Annotated in this window: 20 protein-coding genes; 10 read left to right on the top strand and 10 right to left on the bottom strand. The window is 71.7% G+C overall.

Translation table 11 applies throughout. The annotated features are described in order from the left end of the window. Positions 1-10: 10 nt before the first annotated feature. The gene (locus MMB17_RS20775) at positions 11-250 is read right to left on the bottom strand and encodes an eL24 family ribosomal protein (RefSeq protein ID WP_238310781.1); all 240 of its coding nucleotides are present in this window, start codon (positions 248-250) and stop codon (positions 11-13) included. A 353-nt stretch (positions 251-603) separates the two neighbouring features. On the opposite strand from MMB17_RS20775, the gene MMB17_RS20770 reads away from it, so the two are divergent. Further along, the gene (locus tag MMB17_RS20770; protein WP_241100131.1) at positions 604-1098 is read left to right on the top strand and encodes a VOC family protein; all 495 of its coding nucleotides are present in this window, start codon (positions 604-606) and stop codon (positions 1096-1098) included. A gap of 29 nt (positions 1099-1127) precedes the next feature. On the opposite strand, the gene MMB17_RS20765 is transcribed toward MMB17_RS20770, so the two are convergent. Next, the gene (locus tag MMB17_RS20765; protein WP_241100130.1) at positions 1128-1811 is read right to left on the bottom strand and encodes a YoaK family protein; all 684 of its coding nucleotides are present in this window, start codon (positions 1809-1811) and stop codon (positions 1128-1130) included. 311 nt (positions 1812-2122) lie between these two features. Here MMB17_RS20765 and MMB17_RS20760 point away from each other — a divergent pair, with 311 nt between their 5' ends. Continuing rightward, entirely contained in the window at positions 2123-3796 is a 1674-nt protein-coding gene (locus MMB17_RS20760; protein WP_241100129.1) for a methyl-accepting chemotaxis protein, read from the top strand. Between the two features lie 56 nt (positions 3797-3852). Here the strand turns inward: MMB17_RS20760 and MMB17_RS20755 are convergent, their stop codons facing one another. Further along, positions 3853-4299, bottom strand: a complete 447-nt coding sequence (locus MMB17_RS20755) for a DMT family transporter (RefSeq protein ID WP_238310784.1) — start codon at positions 4297-4299, stop codon at positions 3853-3855. A gap of 189 nt (positions 4300-4488) precedes the next feature. On the opposite strand from MMB17_RS20755, the gene MMB17_RS20750 reads away from it, so the two are divergent. Next, positions 4489-4992 carry a hypothetical protein gene (locus tag MMB17_RS20750; protein ID WP_241100128.1) on the top strand — a complete coding sequence of 168 codons (504 nt, stop codon included), beginning with the start codon at positions 4489-4491 and terminating at the stop codon, positions 4990-4992. A gap of 296 nt (positions 4993-5288) precedes the next feature. Here MMB17_RS20750 and MMB17_RS20745 read toward each other — a convergent pair whose 3' ends face one another. Both MMB17_RS20745 and MMB17_RS20740 read right to left on the bottom strand, forming a co-directional pair. After that, the gene (locus MMB17_RS20745; protein ID WP_241100127.1) at positions 5289-6563 is read right to left on the bottom strand and encodes an MFS transporter; all 1275 of its coding nucleotides are present in this window, start codon (positions 6561-6563) and stop codon (positions 5289-5291) included. 128 nt (positions 6564-6691) lie between these two features. Continuing rightward, the gene (locus tag MMB17_RS20740; protein ID WP_238310787.1) at positions 6692-7120 is read right to left on the bottom strand and encodes a MarR family winged helix-turn-helix transcriptional regulator; all 429 of its coding nucleotides are present in this window, start codon (positions 7118-7120) and stop codon (positions 6692-6694) included. Between the two features lie 349 nt (positions 7121-7469). Between MMB17_RS20740 and MMB17_RS20735 the strand changes: the two genes are divergently transcribed. From MMB17_RS20735 to MMB17_RS20715, 5 genes are all read left to right on the top strand, one after another. After that, entirely contained in the window at positions 7470-7733 is a 264-nt protein-coding gene (locus tag MMB17_RS20735) for a hypothetical protein (protein ID WP_238310789.1), read from the top strand. Positions 7734-7814: 81 nt separating this feature from the next. After that, positions 7815-8078 carry a hypothetical protein gene (locus MMB17_RS20730; RefSeq protein ID WP_238310789.1) on the top strand — a complete coding sequence of 88 codons (264 nt, stop codon included), beginning with the start codon at positions 7815-7817 and terminating at the stop codon, positions 8076-8078. 116 nt (positions 8079-8194) lie between these two features. Then, on the top strand, positions 8195-8563 hold the full coding sequence (locus MMB17_RS20725; protein WP_241100126.1) for a hypothetical protein: 369 nt from the start codon (positions 8195-8197) through the stop codon (positions 8561-8563). Positions 8564-8671: 108 nt separating this feature from the next. Then, positions 8672-11797: a double-strand break repair protein AddB gene (gene addB, locus MMB17_RS20720; protein WP_241100125.1), complete on the top strand. Its 3126-nt coding sequence runs from the start codon at positions 8672-8674 to the stop codon at positions 11795-11797. Positions 11798-11800: 3 nt separating this feature from the next. Next, complete coding sequence (locus MMB17_RS20715) at positions 11801-12562, top strand: SOS response-associated peptidase (RefSeq protein WP_241100124.1); 762 nt, start codon at positions 11801-11803, stop codon at positions 12560-12562. Between the two features lie 9 nt (positions 12563-12571). Here the strand turns inward: MMB17_RS20715 and MMB17_RS20710 are convergent, their stop codons facing one another. Together MMB17_RS20710 and MMB17_RS20705 are read right to left on the bottom strand one after the other, a co-directional pair. Continuing rightward, positions 12572-13486, bottom strand: coding sequence for a pyridoxamine 5'-phosphate oxidase family protein (locus tag MMB17_RS20710; protein WP_241100123.1), 915 nt, complete (start codon positions 13484-13486; stop codon positions 12572-12574). Next, entirely contained in the window at positions 13483-14112 is a 630-nt protein-coding gene (locus MMB17_RS20705) for a glutathione S-transferase family protein (RefSeq protein WP_241100122.1), read from the bottom strand. Before MMB17_RS20705 ends, MMB17_RS20710 begins: the two co-directional genes overlap by 4 nt. A gap of 141 nt (positions 14113-14253) precedes the next feature. Here MMB17_RS20705 and MMB17_RS20700 point away from each other — a divergent pair, with 141 nt between their 5' ends. Next, positions 14254-15159, top strand: coding sequence for a LysR family transcriptional regulator (locus MMB17_RS20700; RefSeq protein ID WP_241100121.1), 906 nt, complete (start codon positions 14254-14256; stop codon positions 15157-15159). Positions 15160-15162: 3 nt separating this feature from the next. On the opposite strand, the gene MMB17_RS20695 is transcribed toward MMB17_RS20700, so the two are convergent. Then, positions 15163-16449 carry a class I SAM-dependent RNA methyltransferase gene (locus tag MMB17_RS20695; RefSeq protein ID WP_241100120.1) on the bottom strand — a complete coding sequence of 429 codons (1287 nt, stop codon included), beginning with the start codon at positions 16447-16449 and terminating at the stop codon, positions 15163-15165. Then, positions 16442-17188 (bottom strand): TlyA family RNA methyltransferase, encoded by a 747-nt coding sequence (locus tag MMB17_RS20690; RefSeq protein WP_241100119.1) that lies wholly within the window; start codon positions 17186-17188, stop codon positions 16442-16444. Before MMB17_RS20690 ends, MMB17_RS20695 begins: the two co-directional genes overlap by 8 nt. Positions 17189-17298: 110 nt before the next feature. Here MMB17_RS20690 and MMB17_RS20685 point away from each other — a divergent pair, with 110 nt between their 5' ends. Further along, entirely contained in the window at positions 17299-17850 is a 552-nt protein-coding gene (locus MMB17_RS20685; RefSeq protein ID WP_241100118.1) for a superoxide dismutase family protein, read from the top strand. 90 nt (positions 17851-17940) lie between these two features. On the opposite strand, the gene MMB17_RS20680 is transcribed toward MMB17_RS20685, so the two are convergent. Beyond that, on the bottom strand, positions 17941-18207 hold the full coding sequence (locus tag MMB17_RS20680) for a hypothetical protein (RefSeq protein ID WP_238310799.1): 267 nt from the start codon (positions 18205-18207) through the stop codon (positions 17941-17943). Positions 18208-18528 lie beyond the last annotated feature (321 nt).

Below are 18528 nucleotides of genomic sequence, written 5' to 3'. Positions count from 1 at the left end.
TCGCCCGTCCCTACTGGTGGAGGCCGGCCTTGAGGACGCGGCGTGCCCGCAGCGCGTCCTCGAAGCCGGCGATGGCCCGGGCGAACTTGTCCCGGCATTCGGGATTGCAGAAGCCCACGACGGCGCCGTTGTAGAGGGTGAGCGAATCCGCGGCGATCGGCTTGCCCGACCACGGGCACAGCTCGTTCACCGCATCCTCGATGCGCAACGCCGTCGCGTTGTGGGCCGTCTCGGTCTTGGCAGGCGCCATGCGGGCTCACCTCGGGTTTTTCCGCGGATCACGCCAACGCGAAGCACGCCCGAGGGCGCGGACGCGCTGTCGGGCGTTGACCTCCGGCCCCTCGGACCGGTCGGCGGCTCGCATGACGATGAATCGTCGGAATGTGGAGGGCGGCGTTAAGCCGGGGACGGGCGCAAGTCAAGGGAGGGCGCGGCGGCGCGACCCGGCTCCGGGGGCGGCCGGGGCCTGCCGCCCCGGCGCGCGCGCCGGACCGCCGCGGTGCGGGAGGAGACCAGCCTCGGCCCCGACATTTGCGGCGCCCGGTGCCCGATGCTTGGATGAGCCCGGCCGCGCCGAATCGGCCGCGCGAGGGAGAAGCCGTCATGGCCACCAAGAACGCCGAGACCGCCAAGAACACGATCTGCCTGTGGTACGACAAGGAGGCCGAGGCGGCCGCCCGGTTCTACGTCGAGACCTTCCCCGACAGCGCGATGGGAGCCGTCCATCGCGCCCCGACCGACTTCCCGTCCGGGCGGGCGGGCGACGTGCTCACGGTCGCGTTCACCGTGGCCGGCATCCCGTGCCTCGGCCTGAACGGCGGCACGGCCTTCCGGCACAGCGAGGCCTTCTCCTTCCAGATCGCCACGGACGACCAGGCGGAGACGGACCGCCTCTGGCACGCCATCGTCGACCATGGCGGCCAGGAGAGCGCCTGCGGCTGGTGCAAGGACCGCTGGGGCATCTCGTGGCAGATCACGCCGCGGGTTCTCACCGACGCCCTGGCGGCGGGGGGCGAGGAGGCGAAACGGGCCTTCACGGCCATGATGACCATGCGAAAGATCGACGTCGCCGCGATCGAGGCGGCCCGCCGCGGGTGAGGATCGGTCTCTAGCCCCGGGGCCCTCCGTCACGCCCCGTCCGGGTCGCGCACGAAGAGCAGCCCGGCCAGGACGAGGGCCGGCACGAGGGCGCACCAGAACGACCAGGCGGCGACGGCGAACGCCCCCGCCAGGGCCCCCGACGCGAAGGCCAGCACCGCCGAGAGCGTCCGCCGCAGCCGGGCGCCGGCCTGATCGCCGAGGCGCACGCCGCAGAGGCGATCGGTCAGGTCGATCACGGCCTGGGTGACGTTGACGGTCATGACGGTCGTCGCCGCCAGGTGGCCGATGACCAGGCGGCCGATCCCGTTCTGGATCCCCATGGCGGCGACGCCGAGCATGCCCACGGCGATCGCCCGTGCGCCGTCCGGCGAGCCGAGGGGAGACAGGGCCATGCCCGCGACCGCGAAGGCGACCAGGACCGCGGCCTCGAGCGCCAGCAGGGGCCGCAGCGGCGGCGTCCCGGTGCGCTCCAGGAGGCGCGTGATCAGCCGGGTGGCGGCCACGGCCAGGACGAAGACGGGCAGGGCGAGCAGCTTGGCGAGGACCCCCGTCGAGGCGGAGACGAGTTCCGCGCCGATCAGGACGAAGTTGCCGGTCACATGCGCGGTGAACAGGCCGGTCAGGGCGATGAAGGCCGCGGCGTCCACGAAACCCGCGACGAACGACAGTCCGACGCCGATCAGGACATCCCGGTTCGCGGGAAGGGGCATGGCGTGTCGGTCTCCTCGCCGGCCCGGCGCCGACGGCGCGCGGATCGCATGACGCGCCCCACCCTCGCGGAAAGGCCGCGGCTGCGCGATACCGGCACCGCCCGCGACGCGCCAGCGGAGACGGGGGCGTCCGGCCCCGATGCGATTCCTCGATGAGGCACCCGCCCCGAAGCCGGAGCGGCACGGGAGCCGGAACGGGCGACCGACGATCACGAAGGCGCGGGACAGGGCGTCGGCAGGACCACCGGGCCATTGTATTAACTTATATCAATTATTTCGGCGGCTCAAGAAAATCGGAGCAGCTCTTAGGAATGTTTTCTATTCGATTTCGTGTGATTGCGGCCCTGGGCGGCTTGTTCGCCGCCCTGGCCCTCACCGCAGGACTTGGCTGGTACGCTTCCAGCACGGCCAATCGCGGCATGGACACCATCTACGCCGATCGCGTGGTTCCGCTGCGAGATTTGAAAATCGTTGCCGACATGTACGCGGTGAACATTGTCGACACCTCGCACAAGGTGCGTAACGGCAACATCCCATGGCCGGCGGGCCTCAAGGCCGTCGCGGAGGCGCAGGTCCGCATCAAGCGGAAATGGGCCGAATACGTCGACACGGCCATGGGCGACGAGGAAAAGGAGCGCGCGCAGACGGCGAAGAACGCCATGTCCACCGCCGACATCGACGTGGATCGCCTACTGACCATCCTGAAGGACAAGGATGACGCGGCCCTCGACCACTTCGTGAAGGCGAACCTCTATCAGGCCATCGATCCCGTGAGCGAGGCCATCAGCCAGCTCATCGACCTGCAGATCAAGGAGGCGGACGCGGTCCACGGCCACAGCTCCGCCGCCTACAGAGTGGCGGAGGCCATCGGTCTCTGTGCGCTCGTCTTCGGCCTGGTGGCCGCCGGCTTCGCCTTGACGACGATGGTGAGGGGGGTGCTCGCTCCGCTCTCGGCCATCACCGCGATGATGCGCCGCCTCGCCACCGGCGACGTGACCCAGGCGGTTCCCGGCATCGGCCGGCGCGACGAGATCGGCGACATGGCGGCCTCCGTGCAGGTCTTCAAGGACAACATCGTCCGGACGCGGCAACTGGAGGCGGAGACGGCCCTGGCCCGCGCCTCGGCGGAGGAGCAGCGCAAGGCCGCCCTGCGCCAGATGGCCGACGGCTTCGAGGCCGCGGTCGGCGGCGTCATCGGCATGGTCTCCTCCTCGGCGACCGAGCTTCACGCCACCGCCCGGACCATGAGCGCCACGGCAACCGAGACGGCCACCCAATCGACCACGGTCGCCGCCGCCGCCGAGCAGGCCGCCGGCAACGTCGGCACCGTGGCCGCGGCGGCCGAGCAATTGGGCACCTCGGTCCAGGAGGTCGGCCGACAGGTCGCCGGCTCGGCCGAGCTGGCGCAGCGGGCCGTGCGCGAGGCCGATCAGACCGGCGCGCTGGTGCAGGCGCTGCGGTCCGCCGTGTCGCGCATCGGCGACGTGGTCGGGCTGATCTCGGACATCGCCGGCCAGACCAACCTGCTGGCGCTGAACGCCACGATCGAGGCCGCCCGCGCCGGCAGTGCGGGCAAGGGATTCGCCGTGGTGGCCTCGGAGGTGAAGGCCCTGGCGGAGCAGACCGAGAAGGCCACCGGCGAGATCGCCGGGCAGATCCATCAGATCCAGGCCTCGACCGGCGAGGCCGCGGCGTCGATCGCCGGCATCACCGGGCGGATCCGCGAGATCAGCGACGTGGCGACCTCGATCGCGGCGGCGGTGGAGGAGCAGGGTGCGGCCACCCAGGAGATCGTGCGCAACGTCAGCCAGGCGGCGCAGGGCACGGGGGAGGTACGGCACAACATCGCCGGCGTCGCGGGGGCCGCGGAGGAAACGGGCGCAGCGGCCAGCCAGGTGCTCGGAGCCGCCTCGGAGCTGTCGCGGCAATCCGAGCATCTGGCGGCCGAAGTCGGACGCTTCCTCGCCACCGTCCGGGCGGCCTGAGGCGGGGCCGGCGACGCCCGTCCCTGCGGGAAGCGCGTCGCCGCGCGCCCTGCGCTTCAGCGCCGGATCAGCACGACCCCGCCGATCAGCAGCGCCACGCCGATCAGGCGGGGCAGGTCGATCGCGCGCTGGGTGAGGCCGAACAGCCCGAAATGGTCGAAGGCGATCGAGGCGAGCATCTGGCCGGTCACCAGCAGGGCGAGGAAGGTCGCCGCGCCGAGCTTGGGCACCAGCAGGATCGCGAGCCCGATGAAGAGCGTGCCGAAGGCGCCGCCGGCCCAGGCCCACCAGGGCACCCGCGCGGCCACGCTCGCCGAGGGGAGGGGATCGCGCAGGGCCAGCGCCAGGGCGGACATGCAGAGGACGCCGACGAAATAGCTCGCGAAGCCCGCCCAGGTCGCCGAGTCGAGGCTCTCCTTGAGGCTGGAATTGAGCACCTGCTGCGTCACGACGCTCGCCCCCGCCAGCAGGGCGAGCAGCATGTAGGGCATGGCGCTGAGCATCACGGATCCTTCCCGGGCCGTTCCGGAATCGGGTCCCGGGCCGGCCGCGGAAGGCCATGCCCGGATTTCGGACAGGGTCAAGCGGGCGCCTCCTCCGGGGGCGGCACCGGGCCTCGCAACTCCGTTAACCTTTACCGATCGTTAAGCATGTTCGGGCGAGATGCGGCCATCTGATCCGAGGACGCCGCCATGTCGGAACCCGCCCGCCAGCACCCCGCGCCGGACAGCGCCCCCCGCTCCCCCGGCGCGCCGGGGCCCCTGCGCGACTGGCTCGCCGCCATGCGGGCGGCGGCGGCCGAGCAGCGCGACGCCGCCCAGGCCGCGCCCTCCCCGGCCAAGCCGCAGCCGCCCGCCCGCGAGATCGGCATGGCCGAATCCGGTTTCGGCGGGGAGCCCGTGCAGAGCCGGGCGCCGCGCCGCGTCATCCCGCCGGCGGCCGAGGCGGAGCCGGAGCCCGACGACGAAATCTCCGAGCTGATGGCCGAGAACATGCTGCTGAAGGCGCGCCTGCGCCTGGAGGCGGAGCGCCAGGACGAGCTGCAGCGCATCCTGGCCCAGGAGATCCGCGAGCTGCGCCAGCACGTCCAGGACGAGATCGCCAAGCTCGACGGCCTGCGCGCCGAGCGCGACCTCTGGATGGCCCGCTGCGAGGCCCTCGCCACGCCGCTGTTCCAGCCGGGGCCGAAGCGCTGAGCCCCGCCCGGCTTCCACGGCACAGCTGAAAGACCGAAGGGCCGCCCCGGTGGGGGCGGCCCTTCCATTGTCGAACCGTGTTCGTCCGACGAAACCTGCCGTGATCCTGCGAATGCGTCAGGCGCACACGCCGGAGGCAACGGTCCAGGTCTTGGTCGCCGGCGACGGCTGATGACAATGAGACACTGGATCACCTCCTTTCGTTCGTTGCGGGAGACCCCAAGGTAGGCAGCCTTTCGCGTCTGCGAAAGGGCGCCGGCTGCGCCCTCTCGCCGCAATGCACAGCCGGCTCGGCATCACGCCCCGGCGGGGGCGGGCAAGGCCGCCGGGTCGGGCCGCCGGCCCACGAACAGCGCCATCAGCGCCGCCACGAGGCAGAGCAGCCCCGCCGAGACGAAGGCGGCGAAGTAGTCGCCGGTGCCGGTGCGGATCGTCCCCGCCCCCCAGGCCGCGAGCGCCGCGCCGACCTGATGCGCGGCCGCGATCCAGCCGAACATCAGCGCGGCGTTCTCCTCGCCGAAGCTCTTGCCCGCGAGCGCCACGGTGGGCGGCACGGTCGCGATCCAGTCGAGCCCGTAGAACACGGCGAAGAGCGACAGGCCGTAGAACGACACGTCGAAGGAATAGGGCAGGAACATCAGCGAGAGCCCGCGCAGGCCGTAATACCAGGCGAGGAGCTTGCGGGCGTCGAAGCGGTCGGTGAGCCAGCCCGAGGCGGTGGTGCCGACGAGGTCGCACAGGCCCATCAGGGCGAGCAGCCCGGCCGCCGTCACCTCCGGGATGCCGTGATCGATGCAGGCCGGGATCAGATGCGTGCCGACGAGGCCGTTGGTCGAGGCGCCGCAGACGAAGAAGGTGCCGGCGAGCAGCCAGAAATCCCGGGAGCGCAGGCCCAGGGCGAGGCCCTGGAGCGCCCGCCGGGCCGGGTTCCCGGCGGCGGCGGGGGGCGGCTGCAGCTGCGTCTCGCCGTAGCGCGGCAGGCCGAGATCCGACGGCCGGTCCCGCATCAGCCAGGCGACAGGCAGCACCAGGGCCAGAGCCGCCCCGGCCACGGCGAAGGACACCGCCCGCCAGCCCTGGCTCACCACGAGCTGGGCCAGCACCGGCAGGAAGACGAGCTGCCCGGTGGCGCTGCTCGCGGTGAGCAGGCCGATCACCAGCCCGCGATGGCGGACGAACCAGCGATTGGCCACGGTGGCGCCGAGGACATTGGCGACCATGCCCGTGCCGAGGCCGACCACCAGCCCCCAGAGCAGCACCATCTGCCAGGGCGCGCGCATGAAGGCGGTGGCGGCGGTGCCGGCGGCGAGCAGGAGGAGCGCACCGCAGACCGCCCGGCGCAGGCCGAAGCGCTCCATCAGCGCCACGGCGAAGGGCCCGACCATGCCGTAGAGGAAGATGTTGACGGCGATGGCGAAGCTGATCGTGGCCGTCGACCAGCCGAATTCCCGCTCCAGGGGCACGATCAGCACGCCCGGGGTGGCGCGCAGGCCCGCCCCGACCAGCAGCACCAGGAAGGTCATGCCCGCCATGATCCATCCGTAATGGATCGGGCCGCGGGGTCTCTGCATGGCAACGTCTCCTGCGATGGTCCCGGCGCTCTGTCCGGCACGCTTCGGCACTGTCTTCCACAATCCTGGCGGGCAGCTGCGGGCATATACCCGCTTCACGGCCCGCGAAACCGGTCGGGCGGGGCGGTTCAGGGCGCCTCCATCGCGCCGACGCCCTCCACGAGCACCCGGACCGCCGCTGGCGGCAGCCGCCCGGCGAGATCCGCCTGCGTGGCCCGCCAGGCGGGGGTGGCGGCCGCCAGGGCGTCGCGGCCGGCCTGGGTCAGGTGGACGACCCGCACGCGCTGGTCCCTCTCCCCCACCTCCAGCCGCACGAGGCCGCGCCGCTCCAGCGGGTCGAGGTTGCGGCCCATGGTCGAACGGTCGAGGGCCGCCTCCTCCGCCAGCCGCGTCACCGGCACCGGGCCGAGGCGGGTGAGGATGCGCAGGAGCGAGAACTGGGTGATGCGCAGGCCCGAGGGACGCAGGGCCTCGTCATAGGCCGCCGTGACCACGCGGGTCAGCCGCCGCAGCTGGGTGCAGACGCAGGGACCGTCGATGGCGCGCTCGGACGACATGATTTACGTGCATATACCCTTTTCCGCGCGCCGCAAGGGGTCGGAGCGCTCGTCGGCACCACCCGTGTCCCGGCCGCGCCGGCCCAAGCGCCCGCCTATTCGCCCAGTGGAGCGGCGCGTGATCGGGTGTGACGCAGCACCTAACTTCCGTTCAGGCTCGTGCATGACATTCGTGTCGGCAAAACACCGCCGACACCAAGACGAACAAGAGAAAAACAGATAAATTTTTAAGTAACCAATCGGAAACGATCTTCGCATCTGACAGAACAGCGAAGAGAAACGCTTCCGTAATAGATACAGCTTATCAGACAAACACAGACCAGACACACCCTATTCGAAGGAGCCGTACATGTCTCAGGAAACCTATCCGCTCGACGATGCCGCCCTGGACGCCGTGTCCGCCGCCGGCGGCCACTGGGTCGTCAATGCCAAGGGCATCGGACAGTGGCACTACAACGACGTCGTCGCCTCGGGGAACAACGTCAAGTGCGCGGCTTCGGGCGAGAGCGGCTCCAGCTCCGTGCGATCCGAGATCCGCGGCAACCAGCGGTACGTGTTCGGCTACGACACCGCCAAGGGCGGAGAGTACCTCAAGGGTGTCCGCCCGGTCTGACCGATCACCCCTCGGATCGGCGAACCGGACTCTTCCTCCAACGAACATCCCCCAACCGAAGATCAGTCAAAGGAGATCATCATGTCCCAGGAAACCTACCCGCTCGACGATGCCGCCCTGGACGCCGTGTCCGCCGCCGGCGGCCACTGGGTCGTCAATGCCAAGGGCATCGGACAGTGGCACTACAACGACGTCGTCGCCTCGGGGAACAACGTCAAGTGCGCGGCTTCGGGCGAGAGCGGCTCCAGCTCCGTGCGATCCGAGATCCGCGGCAACCAGCGGTACGTGTTCGGCTACGACACCGCCAAGGGCGGAGAGTACCTCAAGGGTGTCCGCCCGGTCTGACCGATCACCGCCTCCGAACGGAGAATCCGAGCCGCGTCCGATCGCCTAGGGCGGGGGCGGCTCCGGCATGAGGGACCGCCGGCACGGCGGTCCAAAGACGAGGGAGACGTCACGTGATGCGTAGGGTCCCGGTCGCCGTCCTGTTGCTGCTGTCCGTCTCGGCCGCCGCCGCGCGCGATCACGGCTGCAGCGACAGGGCCCAGAAGGGCAAGGTCGCCCAGGCAAGCTCGCACTACAGCAAGTCCTACCTGGACGAGCATCTCGCGGTGCGCGGCAACGGGGATTGCCTGGTCGCCAAGCCGGCCGACAGGCTGACGCGGGGCTATACCACCAACACGGGAAGTTACGTCCTGCCGCATTACTCCACCAATCCGGGCGGCGACCCGCCCGGCGCGTCCCAGGGCGGCTTCATGCCCGGCATGGCCTCGGGGGGCCTGCGCAACGAGGGCAATCCCTTCGTCGGAACCCTGGGCACCCGCCGCTGACCGGCGGCTAGGACTCGAGGCGGAGCGGGCGAAGCCCCTTCGCCGCATTTCGGTTCCGGGCCGGAGGCGGCTAGACAGGCCTTCCGCGGTTCCCGCCCACCCGACGCGATGCCCAGTCCACAGACCGTCTTCACGATCTCCCCCGGCGTGCCGTTCCTGCCGGCCCTGGCCGACGCCCTGCTCGACGGGCGGCTGGTGGGGCCGGTCGGGACGGATCCCCTCGCCCTCGCGGGCGTGACCCTCTACCTGCCGACCCGGCGGGCGGCCCGGGCCTTCGGGGCGGTGCTGTCGCGGCGCCTGCCGGGGCGGGCCGCCCTGCTGCCGCGGATGATCCCGCTGGGCGAGGCGGACGAGGCGGAGTTCGACCTCGCCGCGAACCCGCTGCTCGAAACCGCCGAGGACGTGCTCCACCCGCCGATCCCGCCCCTGGAGCGCCGGCTGATCCTCGCCCGCCTCGTCCAGCGCTGGGCGGAGGAGGTCGACCGCCGCCTGCTGCCCATCGACGACGACGTGCCCTTCCTGGTGCCCTCCTCACCGGCGGACGCGATCGGGCTCGCGGGCGATCTCGAACGGCTCATGGACGCGCTGACCGTCGAGGGCCTGCCCTGGGAGGAGATCGGCGCCGCGGTCGAGGCGGAGCATTCCCGCTATTTCGGCCTCACCCTCGACTTCCTGAAGATCGCCGCCGAGTACTGGCCGAAGATCCTGCACGAGCGCTCCCTGAGCGATCCGGTCTCCCGGGCCCGCGCCCTGATCCTGGCGGAGGCCGAGCGCCTGCGGCGGGAGCGGCCCGGGGATCCGGTGATCGTGGCGGGCTCGACCGGCTCCGTGCCGGCGACCGCCCGGCTGATCGCGGCCATCGCCGCCCTGCCGCGGGGCGCCGTGGTCCTGCCCGGGCTCGATCTCGGCCTCGACGCGACCGGCTGGGACGCCATCGAGACGGGGGAGGGGGAGTCCCGCGAGATCGCCCATGGCCATCCCCAGGCGATCCTGCACCGCCTGCTCGGCCCCGGCTGCCTCGGCCTCGACCGGAGCGCGGTGACGCCGCTCGGCGCCCCCGATGCCCGGGGCGCCGCCCGGGAGCGCATCCTGTCCGAGGCCCTGCGCCCGGCCGACACCACGGATGCCTGGGCCGAGTTCGACGCGGCGGCGCGGGAACGGCTCGCCGGCGAGGGCCTGGCCGGGCTCGCCGTGGTGGAGGCGACCGACGAGCGCGAGGAGGCCCTGATCATCGCGCTGGCCCTGCGCGAGACCCTGGAGGACCCGCAGGCCTGCGCCGCCCTCGTCACCCCCGACCGGGGGCTGGCCCTGCGCGTCTCCGCGGAACTCGCCCGCTGGGGGCTGCGCGCCGAGGACACGGCCGGGGAGGGCCTCGCCCGCAGCCCGGCCGGACGCCTCGCCCGGCTCGCGGCGGAGCTCGCCGCCGAGCCGGCGCCCGCGCGGGTGCTGGCGCTGCTCGCCCATCCCGATGTCCGGCTCGGCCTGACCCGCAGCGCGGTCCTGCGCGGGGCTGCGGCCCTGGAGATCGGGGCGTTGCGGGGGCCGGCCCCGAAGCCGGGCTTTGCCGGGATGCGGGCCGCCGTGGCCGGGGAGCGGGAGGCGCAGGGCCGGGTGCCCCGGGCCAAGCGCCGGCTCACGGCCCTGGACTGGGACCTCGCCGCGGAGCTGGTCGACCGGCTGGAGGCGGCCTTCGCGGGCTTCGCCGACGATCCCGCCCAGACCTGCAACCTCGTGGCGGTGGCCGGCGCCCACCGCGTCACCTGCGACCGGCTGCTCGACGGGCCGGAGCCGGTGGAGGATCCCTCCCTCGATTGCCTCGACGCCCTGTTCGACGAGCTGGCGCTCGCGGGCGAGGAGGCCCTGCCCGGCCGCTTCGGCGACTATCCGGCCTTCTTCACCGCGCTCACCCGCGAGCGGATCGTGCCCTGCGCCCAGCGCGACGCCCATCCCCGCCTGCGCATCCTCGGCCTCCTGGAAGCGCGGCTCCTCGGCTTCGACCGGGTGGTGCTCGGCGGCCTCGACGAGGGCGTCTGGCCGATGGCCGCCAGCACCGACGCCTTCCTCAACCGCCCGATGCGCGAGCGCGTCGGCCTCAACCCGCCCGAGCGGCGCATCGGCCAGAGCGCCCACGACTTCGTCCAGGCCCTGGGCTGCCGCGACGCGGTGATCACCCGCGCCGCCAAGCGGGAAGGGGCCCCGACCGTGCCCTCGCGGTTCCTGCAGCGCCTGCGCGCCTTCGTCGGGCCGGCTTCGTGGGACGGGGTTCTTCAGGCAGGGCTTTCGCTGAGGCGCCTCGGAGCCGGTCTCGAAGCCGCTTCGGAGCCGGCTCCGAGGCGCTCGAGCCAGCCGAAGCCGAAACCGGACCCGGCGCTCTTCCCGCGCAGACTCAGCGTCACCGAGATCGAGACCCTGGTGCGCGACCCCTACGCGATCTTCGCCAAGCACGTGCTCGGGCTCGAAGCCCTGGAGCCGCTCGCCGCCCCGCCCGGCGCGAGCGAGCGCGGCACCCTGATCCACGCGATCCTCGGCGCCTTCTGCGAGGCCTATCCCGGCGCCCTTCCCGATCGCGACAAGGCCCGCCTCGCCCTGGCCGAGATCGCCGCCAACGCCTTCGGCGACCTCTCCGACACCTATCCCGAGCTCTATGCGGAGTGGTTCCCGCGCTACGAGCGCATGGCCGAGCATTTCCTGGCCTGGGAGGCGGAGCGGCGCGGGCAGCTCGCCGCCGTGCACACGGAGCTCTCCGGGCGCTGGACCATCCCCCTCGGCCAGGAGACCTTCACCCTGACCGCCCGGGCCGACCGGATCGAGGCGCGCCGGGACGGCGGCTTCTGCATCGTCGACTACAAGACCGGCCAACCCCCGAGCAACAAAGAGGTTTTCGCGGGCTTCGCGCCGCAGCTCACCCTGGAGGCGGCGATGCTGATGCAGGGGGGCTTCCCCGGCCTCAAGGCGGCGGAGGTGCCGGACCTGCTCTACGTCCACGCCTCGGGGGGCCGGAAGCCCTTCGAGCCCGCCGAGCTGAAGCCGCCCCGGGGCGAGGCGCGCACCCTCGTCGAGATCGTCGCCGAGCATCAGGCGCGGCTGCGCGGCCTGATCGCCCGCTTCCTCACCGGCGAGGCGGCCTATACCTCGCGGCCCTACGCCAAATACGCCAAGCGCTATTCCGACTACGACCACCTCGCCCGGGTGAAGGAATGGTCGCTCGCCGGAGACGGGGAGGGGGAGGCCTGAGCCATGTGCGGCCGCTACGTCATCGCCCAGGCGCCGGAGACCTACCGGGCCTTCTACGGCTATCCCGAGCGGCCGAACTTCCCGGCCCGCTACAACGTGGCCCCGACCCAGCCGGTGCCGGTGGTGACCGCCGACCACGGCGCCCGCCACATCCGCCTGGTCCGCTGGGGCTTCTGGCCAGCCTGGCTCAAGGACCCGCGGGACTTCCCACTCGTGATCAACGCCCGGGTCGAGACCCTGCGCGAGAAACCCACCTTCCGCGGCGCCCTGCGCCACCGCCGCTGCATCTTCCTCGCCGACGGATTCTACGAATGGCGGCGGGACGGGCAGGGCAAAACCGCCGTGAAGACGCCCTTCGCGATCCGCCGGGCCGACGGCGCCCCGATGGCGCTGGCCGGATTGTGGGAGCCCTGGATGGGGGCGGACGGCTCGGAGGTCGACACCGCGGCCATCGTCACCTGCGGCGCCAACGGCACCCTCGCCGCGATCCACCACCGCATGCCGGCGATCCTCTCGCCGGAGGGCGTCGCCGCCTGGCTCGATACCGACCATGTCGACGGGGGCGCGGCGGCCGCCCTGTGCCGGCCCTGCCCGGATGAATGGCTCACCCTCGACGCGGTCAGCGACCGCGTCAACAGCGTGCGCAACGACGATCCCGATCTCCTCACCCCCGTGGGCACGCCGCAGCCCGAGCCGGCGAAGCGGGCCGACGCGCAGGGGCCGGCCCGCTCCAGCGACGAGGACGCGCAGGGCCGGCTGTTCTGATCCCCCGCGTCAGGCCGGCGTGAAGCGCAGCGGGAAGGCGCCGGGACGGAACACCACCTTGCGCGGGGCGAAGCGCCAGAGCCGCTCGGCGCCCGCGACCCGCCCGATCTCCGGCCCGTCGAGGACTACGTCCGCCTCGCCCGTCATCTGGACGAGGTCGCCGGTGGTGAAATCGGCGAAGACCAGTCCCGCCCGGGGGTTCGCCAGCATGTTGCCCAGCGTGTTGAAGAAGCGGTTGCCGGGATAATCGGGGACCGTGAGCATCCCGTCCTCGTCGATCCGCACGAAGCCGGCCGGACCGCCGCGATGGGAGACGTCCACCTGCCGGCGCCCGTCCTCCCGGTCGAGAGAACTCGCCACGAAGAAGGTCTCGGCCGCAGCCACGATCGCCCGGGCCGGCCCTTCGAGGCGCTCCGAGAGCGTAGGGCCGGGCCTCGCATCCCCTGCATCCGGCGCGGGCCGGCCCAGCCGCGGACGGATGTATTGCGGGCAATTCCCGAAGCTCTCCGCCACGGACACGTCGAAACCCCGGGCATCGCGGCGCCGGAGCGTGCCGTTGAGGCGGTTGCGGCGGCGCGTGGCGAGGTCGATGCCGAGGAGCCCCACGGCCGCCCCGTCCTCGAGCCCGGCCTCGGCCGGATCGGCGGGGTCGCGCGTCAGCGCGGCGTGCAGGTGGAGCGGATCGGGCGACCGGAGGAAGCCGGGCTCGCCGGCCCGCAGGCTCGCCCAGACGTCGCCAGCCGGATCCACCGCCCCGAGCACCACGAAGGAGAGCAGGGAATAGAAGTCCCGGTGCTGCGGGATCAGGTGATCGCGGATCACCCGCGGGCCGATCTCGGCCATGCGCTCCGCCACGCCGGCGCTGCGCTGGATCGCGCGCTCGCCCCGATGCCAGGGAGCGGCCTGCGCCGCCTCGGGGATCATCGCTCGGCCTCCCTGGCGGCGTTCAGGCCCACCGCGCTCTTCGGGAAGGGCTCGAAGCCGGGCAGCGCCTCGACACGGGACAGCCAGCCGCGGACATGGGCGTAGGGGGCCAAGTCGACATTCCCCTCCGGCGCGGCGGCGACGTAGCTGTAGGCCGCCACGTCGGCGATGGTCGGGTGATCGGCGGCGAGCCAGTCGCGGCCGGCGAGCTCCGCCTCGATCAGGCGCAGGATGGCATGGGAGCGCGCGATCACCTCCTCCGGGTCGAAGGAGGCGCCGAACAGGGTGACGAGGCGGGCCGCGCAGGGACCGAAGGCGATCTGGCCCGCGGCCACGGAGAGCCAACGCTGCACCCGGGCCGCCCTGACCGGATCCTCCGGCAGCCAGTCGGTCCGGCCGAGCTTCCTGGCCAGATAGACCAGGATCGCGTTCGAATCCGGGACGACGGTGCCATCGTCGTCGAGGACAGGCACCTGCCCGAAGGGATTGATCCTCAGGAAGGCGGGCGCCTTGTGCGCGCCCGCCGCGACGTCGACCTCGACCCGCTCGTAGGGCAGGCCGAGCAGCGACAGGAACAGGCGGGCCCGGTGGGCATGGCCCGACAGGGTGAGATCGTAGAGCTTCACGGGGTCGTCCTCCGGGATCCGGCCGGCCCGATCGCCGGTCTCGGACCACTCAAATCCTTTCCTTCCACCGGGAGAACCGGCATTCTCGGCAATCGACTGTTCCGTTGAACGGAACAATCGTGGGAAAGAGGGCAGGGCGAGATGGACCGCTGGCAGGCGATGCGGGTCTTCCTGCGCGTTGCGGAGAGCGGCGGCTTCGCGAGCGCGGCGCGCGCCCTCGCCCTGAGTCCGCCGGCGGTGACCCGCGCCGTCGCCGCACTGGAGGACACGATCGGGACGCGCCTCCTCACCCGGACCACGCGCTCGGTGAAGCTCACCGAAGCCGGCGCCCGCTACCTGGAGGATTGCCGGAGGATCCTGGGGGAAATCGAGGAGGCGGAGGCCGCCGCCGCGGGCTCCTACCGGCAGCCGACGGGCCTGCTCACCGTGACGGCCCCGGTCCAGTTCGGCCGGATCCACGTGCTTCCGATCCTCACCGCGTATCTCGCGCAGCACGAGGGCGTGACGGCGCGCGCCCTCTTCCTCGACCGCATCGTCAACATGCTCGAAGACGGCGCCGATGTCGGGGTGCGGATCGGGCATCTGCCCGATTCCGGGCTCAGCGCGATCCGCGTCGGCCGCGTGCGCCAGGTGGTCTGCGCGGCGCCGGCCTATCTCGACCGGTATAGCGCACCGGATACGCCGCACGCCCTGCAGGACCACACCATCATCGCCTCGACCAACCTCTCCGCCACCCCAGAATGGCGCTTCGGCCGGGAGCGCAGGACGAGCGTAGCTTTGCGCCCGCGCCTGATCTGCAGCACCATCGACGCGGCGCTCGCCGCGGCCCTGGACGGGCAGGGCATCGCCCGCCTCCTGTCCTATCAGGTCGCCCCCGCCGTGGCGGAGGGGCGCTTGCGGCTCCTGCTCACCGACTACGAGGAAGAGCCACGGCCCGTCCATGTCGTGAGTCCGGAGGGACGGCGGGCACCGGCCAAGACGCGCGCTTTCATCGATCTCGCCGTGGAGCGGCTGCGCGCCAATCCGTGGATCAATCCCGAGGGGTAGAGCTCAACGGCGGACCTTGCCCGCCGTCAGCGAACGCCCGCGTCCGGCGGGCGGGCGGCGGAAGAAGCCGACCATCTCGACATGGGCGGAATAGCGGAACTGATCGACCGGCACGACCCGCTCCAGGCGATAGCCACCCTCAACAAGGGTTGCGGCATCCCGGGCGAAGGTGCCCGCATCGCAGGACACGCCGACGACGAGGGGAACCTTGGATTCGGCGAGCCGGGCCGCCTGGGCCTGAGCGCCGGCCCGGGGGGGATCGAACACCACGGCGTCGAAGCGGTCGAGCTCCAGCGGCAGGAGCGGTCGACGGAACAGGTCGCGCCGCTCGGTGGTGATCCGGCGCAGGCCCTGCGACGCCCGGAAAGCGCGGTCGAGGGCCGCGAGCGGGGCGGCCTCCCCCTCGACCGCATGCACCTCATGCGCTCGGGCGAGGGCGAGGGCGAAGGGGCCGCAGCCGGAAAACAGGTCGGCGACACGCTTCACGCGCTTGTCCAGCGCCGCCAGGACCAGCTCGGTCAGCGCCGCCTCGCCCGCCTCCGTCGCCTGCAGGAAGCCGCCGGGAGGCGGCACCACCGCCGCTCCGCTGGAGGCAAGCACGGGCGGCCGGCGCTCGACGACGATGTCGCCGTGGAGCGAGAGGCGGGCGAGGTCGAGCTCGGCGGCAAGCCGGGTCAGGGCGGCCCGGACACCCTCGTCGACGGGACCATGACCGCGGATGTCGATATCGAGGCCGGCACGGCTCGCCGTCGCCTGCACATCGAGGGGCTTGGCGCCGCGCCCGAGCGGCACGGCGAGCGCCTCCGCGACGGCCGGCGCCCGATGCAGGGCCGGCACCGTGATGGGGCAGTGGTCGATCGGCACCAGGTCATGGCTGCGGGCCGCCATCAGGCCGGCCCGGGCCGCGCCCTCGATGCGACGCACATGGAGAATCAGCCGGCGCCGTCCCGCCCCGTGGGCGTCGCGGAGCGAGGCGAGATCCGTCTCCAGGCCGGCTTGGCCCAACGCCCTCGCCACGCCCTCCTGCTTCCAGGCCGCATAGGGCTCGGAAGCGAGATGCTGCATCACGCAGCCGCCGCAGCGCGCATAATAGGGGCAGAAAGGCGCGACGCGCTCGGGCGACGCGCTTTCGATGGCAAGGAGCCGGGCGCGGTTCCCGGCCCGTTCGATGCGCACGTGCTCCCCCGGCAGAGCCCCGGGTATGGCGAGCCCCTCCGCGGCAAGTCCGTCACCGCGGATGCCGAGACGGTCGATTACCACGATGTCCGGGTCGGCTTGGGGATCAGACATGGGAGAGTTTGCGGGCACCGATCAGGAATTCACGATTGCCGTCCCCCCCCTCCACGGGAGAGGGGATCAGGCCGAGGATCTGGAAGCCAAGCCCTTCGATGAAGCGGCGGATCTCCGCGCATACCGCGGCATGCACCGCCTCGTCGCGCACGATCCCGCCGCGGCCGATCCGCTCGCGGCCTGCCTCGAATTGCGGCTTGATCAGCGCGACGAGAGCCGCCCCGGGGGCGCTCAGGGCGGCGAGCGCCGGTAGCACCAGCCGCAGGGAGATGAAACTCACATCGACGCTGACGAGGGCGGCTGCGAATCCCACGGTCTCGCCAGAGAGGGCACGCAGGTCCGTGCCCTCCAGGCTCATCACGCGGGAATCGGCGCGCAGGCTGGGGTGAAGCTGATCCCGCCCCACATCGACCGCGACGACCCGGATCGCGCCCCGGCGCAGCATCACATCGGTGAAACCACCGGTCGAGGCGCCGGCATCGAGGCAAGCGAGCCCGGCCGGGTCGATGCCGAAGGCGTCGAGCGCAGCGGCGAGCTTGAGGCCGCCGCGGGACACGTAAGGATGGGGGGCGTGCGCCTCGATCCGAGCCTCGAGGGGCAGCAGGTCGGATGCCCGCACGACCGTGCGGCCGTCGGCAGCCACGAGACCCGCCTCGATCGCGGCCTGCGCCCGCGCCCGGCTCTCGAAGAAACCGCGCTCGACCAGAAGCCGGTCGGCGCGCTGGCGCTCGCGCGTCATCGTCGATCGTTCACTGTCTCGGGTGGTGGGGCGCCATCGTCCTCGGCCCTGCCCCTGGGCTAGGATCGGCCGGAACCTACCTAAACCATCGCGGAGAGGAGTGTCAGCCCGTGAGAGAACTCGCCATCATCCCCGTTGCCCTCGGTCTTGCGGTCGCAAGCGTTGCGGGGCCCGCCTCGGCCCAGGACAAGGAAGCGGCGGCGCCCGCCGTGCCACAGACCTACGAGAGCCCGGTCACCAACGGCAAGGGCGAGACCATCGGCAAGATCGCCATCCGCGACGGCGCCAATACCCTGGTGCTCCGCGTGACGATTCAGCCCGGCGGCCTGCCTCCGGGCTGGCACGGCATCCATTTCCATGCGGTCGGCGACTGTTCGGACACGGAGAAGTTCGAGAAGTCGAAAGCGCATGTGAACCACGACCAGAGCAAACATGGCTTGCTCAACCCGGATGGCCCGGACGAGGGCGACCTGCCCAACATCTATGCGGCGGCAGACGGCTCGGTGAACGCGGAAGTGTCGAGCGAGACGCCGCTGACCGGTGAGGGCGGCCTGAAGGACGCCGACGGCTCGGCCCTGATCATCCATGCCAACGAGGATGATCACAACACCCAGCCCATCGGAGGCGCCGGCCCGCGCATCGGCTGCGCAGTGATCAAGTAGGCCGCCGAGGCCGTACCCGAATAAACGAAAGGGCCGGCCGCTCATGCGGCCGGCCCTTTTCTCATAAGGCCCCTTGCGGGGCCGGGCGGCTCAGCGGCCGGAGTGGAGGCGCTCGCCGCGCGGGGCGCGGACGGTACCGGTGGCGATGCCGTCGTCGTAGCCGCGGGCAGCGACGCCCGGCAGCAGGCCACCATTGGCCTCGGCCAGGTTCGGGAGGGCGGCACGGCCCTGAAGGCCGCCCGGGGCCACAGCCGGAGCGATGCCGGCGGGAGCGTTGTAGCTCTGAGCGAAAGCGGTGGCGCCGGACAGTCCGAGGGCGAGGCCAAGGGCAGCGGCGGTGAGCGTGCGTGCGGTCATGATAGCATTCCGTTGGCGGGATCGAGCGCCGCATGAATGCGGCTCAGGTTGCCCGTCATGTTGTCTAGTTGGGCAGGAATGCCTTTTCAATCAACAGGTTCCGCACGTTTTCTATGCAGTTTCACAGCAATATAAGCACAAATAAGACAAAATTCTTACAACCAACCATTCGGACGAGACAACCGAGCGCCAGAATGTGAGGTTTTTCAGTCACTTCAAGACATGCATCTGCGTCATGCCGCAGAAAGTGGCAATCCGCACGCAGGCGAGGGTGAGCGTGCGATTCCGCACGCCGAGGCGAAAACGCGAGTGACACCAATG

This window comes from Methylobacterium organophilum (assembly GCF_022533465.1).
In the GTDB taxonomy this organism is placed as follows: Bacteria; Pseudomonadota; Alphaproteobacteria; order Rhizobiales; family Beijerinckiaceae; genus Methylobacterium; species Methylobacterium organophilum.
This window is presented reverse-complemented; position numbering and strand designations above follow the sequence as displayed.

Excerpts from the sequence above, each read along its gene's own strand:
- MMB17_RS20775 (WP_238310781.1), bottom strand. The coding sequence starts at position 250 with ATGGCGCCTGCCAAGACCGAGACGGCCCACAACGCGACGGCGTTGCGC.
- MMB17_RS20770 (WP_241100131.1), top strand. The coding sequence starts at position 604 with ATGGCCACCAAGAACGCCGAGACCGCCAAGAACACGATCTGCCTGTGG.
- MMB17_RS20730 (WP_238310789.1), top strand. The coding sequence starts at position 7,815 with ATGTCCCAGGAAACCTACCCGCTCGACGATGCCGCCCTGGACGCCGTG.
- MMB17_RS20700 (WP_241100121.1), top strand. The coding sequence starts at position 14,254 with ATGGACCGCTGGCAGGCGATGCGGGTCTTCCTGCGCGTTGCGGAGAGC.
- MMB17_RS20695 (WP_241100120.1), bottom strand. The coding sequence starts at position 16,449 with ATGTCTGATCCCCAAGCCGACCCGGACATCGTGGTAATCGACCGTCTC.
- MMB17_RS20710 (WP_241100123.1), bottom strand. The coding sequence starts at position 13,486 with ATGATCCCCGAGGCGGCGCAGGCCGCTCCCTGGCATCGGGGCGAGCGC.
- MMB17_RS20680 (WP_238310799.1), bottom strand. The coding sequence starts at position 18,207 with ATGACCGCACGCACGCTCACCGCCGCTGCCCTTGGCCTCGCCCTCGGA.
- MMB17_RS20725 (WP_241100126.1), top strand. The coding sequence starts at position 8,195 with ATGCGTAGGGTCCCGGTCGCCGTCCTGTTGCTGCTGTCCGTCTCGGCC.
- MMB17_RS20690 (WP_241100119.1), bottom strand. The coding sequence starts at position 17,188 with ATGACGCGCGAGCGCCAGCGCGCCGACCGGCTTCTGGTCGAGCGCGGT.
- addB (WP_241100125.1), top strand. The coding sequence starts at position 8,672 with ATGCCCAGTCCACAGACCGTCTTCACGATCTCCCCCGGCGTGCCGTTC.
- MMB17_RS20735 (WP_238310789.1), top strand. The coding sequence starts at position 7,470 with ATGTCTCAGGAAACCTATCCGCTCGACGATGCCGCCCTGGACGCCGTG.
- MMB17_RS20745 (WP_241100127.1), bottom strand. The coding sequence starts at position 6,563 with ATGCAGAGACCCCGCGGCCCGATCCATTACGGATGGATCATGGCGGGC.
- MMB17_RS20715 (WP_241100124.1), top strand. The coding sequence starts at position 11,801 with ATGTGCGGCCGCTACGTCATCGCCCAGGCGCCGGAGACCTACCGGGCC.
- MMB17_RS20755 (WP_238310784.1), bottom strand. The coding sequence starts at position 4,299 with ATGCTCAGCGCCATGCCCTACATGCTGCTCGCCCTGCTGGCGGGGGCG.
- MMB17_RS20740 (WP_238310787.1), bottom strand. The coding sequence starts at position 7,120 with ATGTCGTCCGAGCGCGCCATCGACGGTCCCTGCGTCTGCACCCAGCTG.
- MMB17_RS20760 (WP_241100129.1), top strand. The coding sequence starts at position 2,123 with ATGTTTTCTATTCGATTTCGTGTGATTGCGGCCCTGGGCGGCTTGTTC.
- MMB17_RS20750 (WP_241100128.1), top strand. The coding sequence starts at position 4,489 with ATGTCGGAACCCGCCCGCCAGCACCCCGCGCCGGACAGCGCCCCCCGC.
- MMB17_RS20765 (WP_241100130.1), bottom strand. The coding sequence starts at position 1,811 with ATGCCCCTTCCCGCGAACCGGGATGTCCTGATCGGCGTCGGACTGTCG.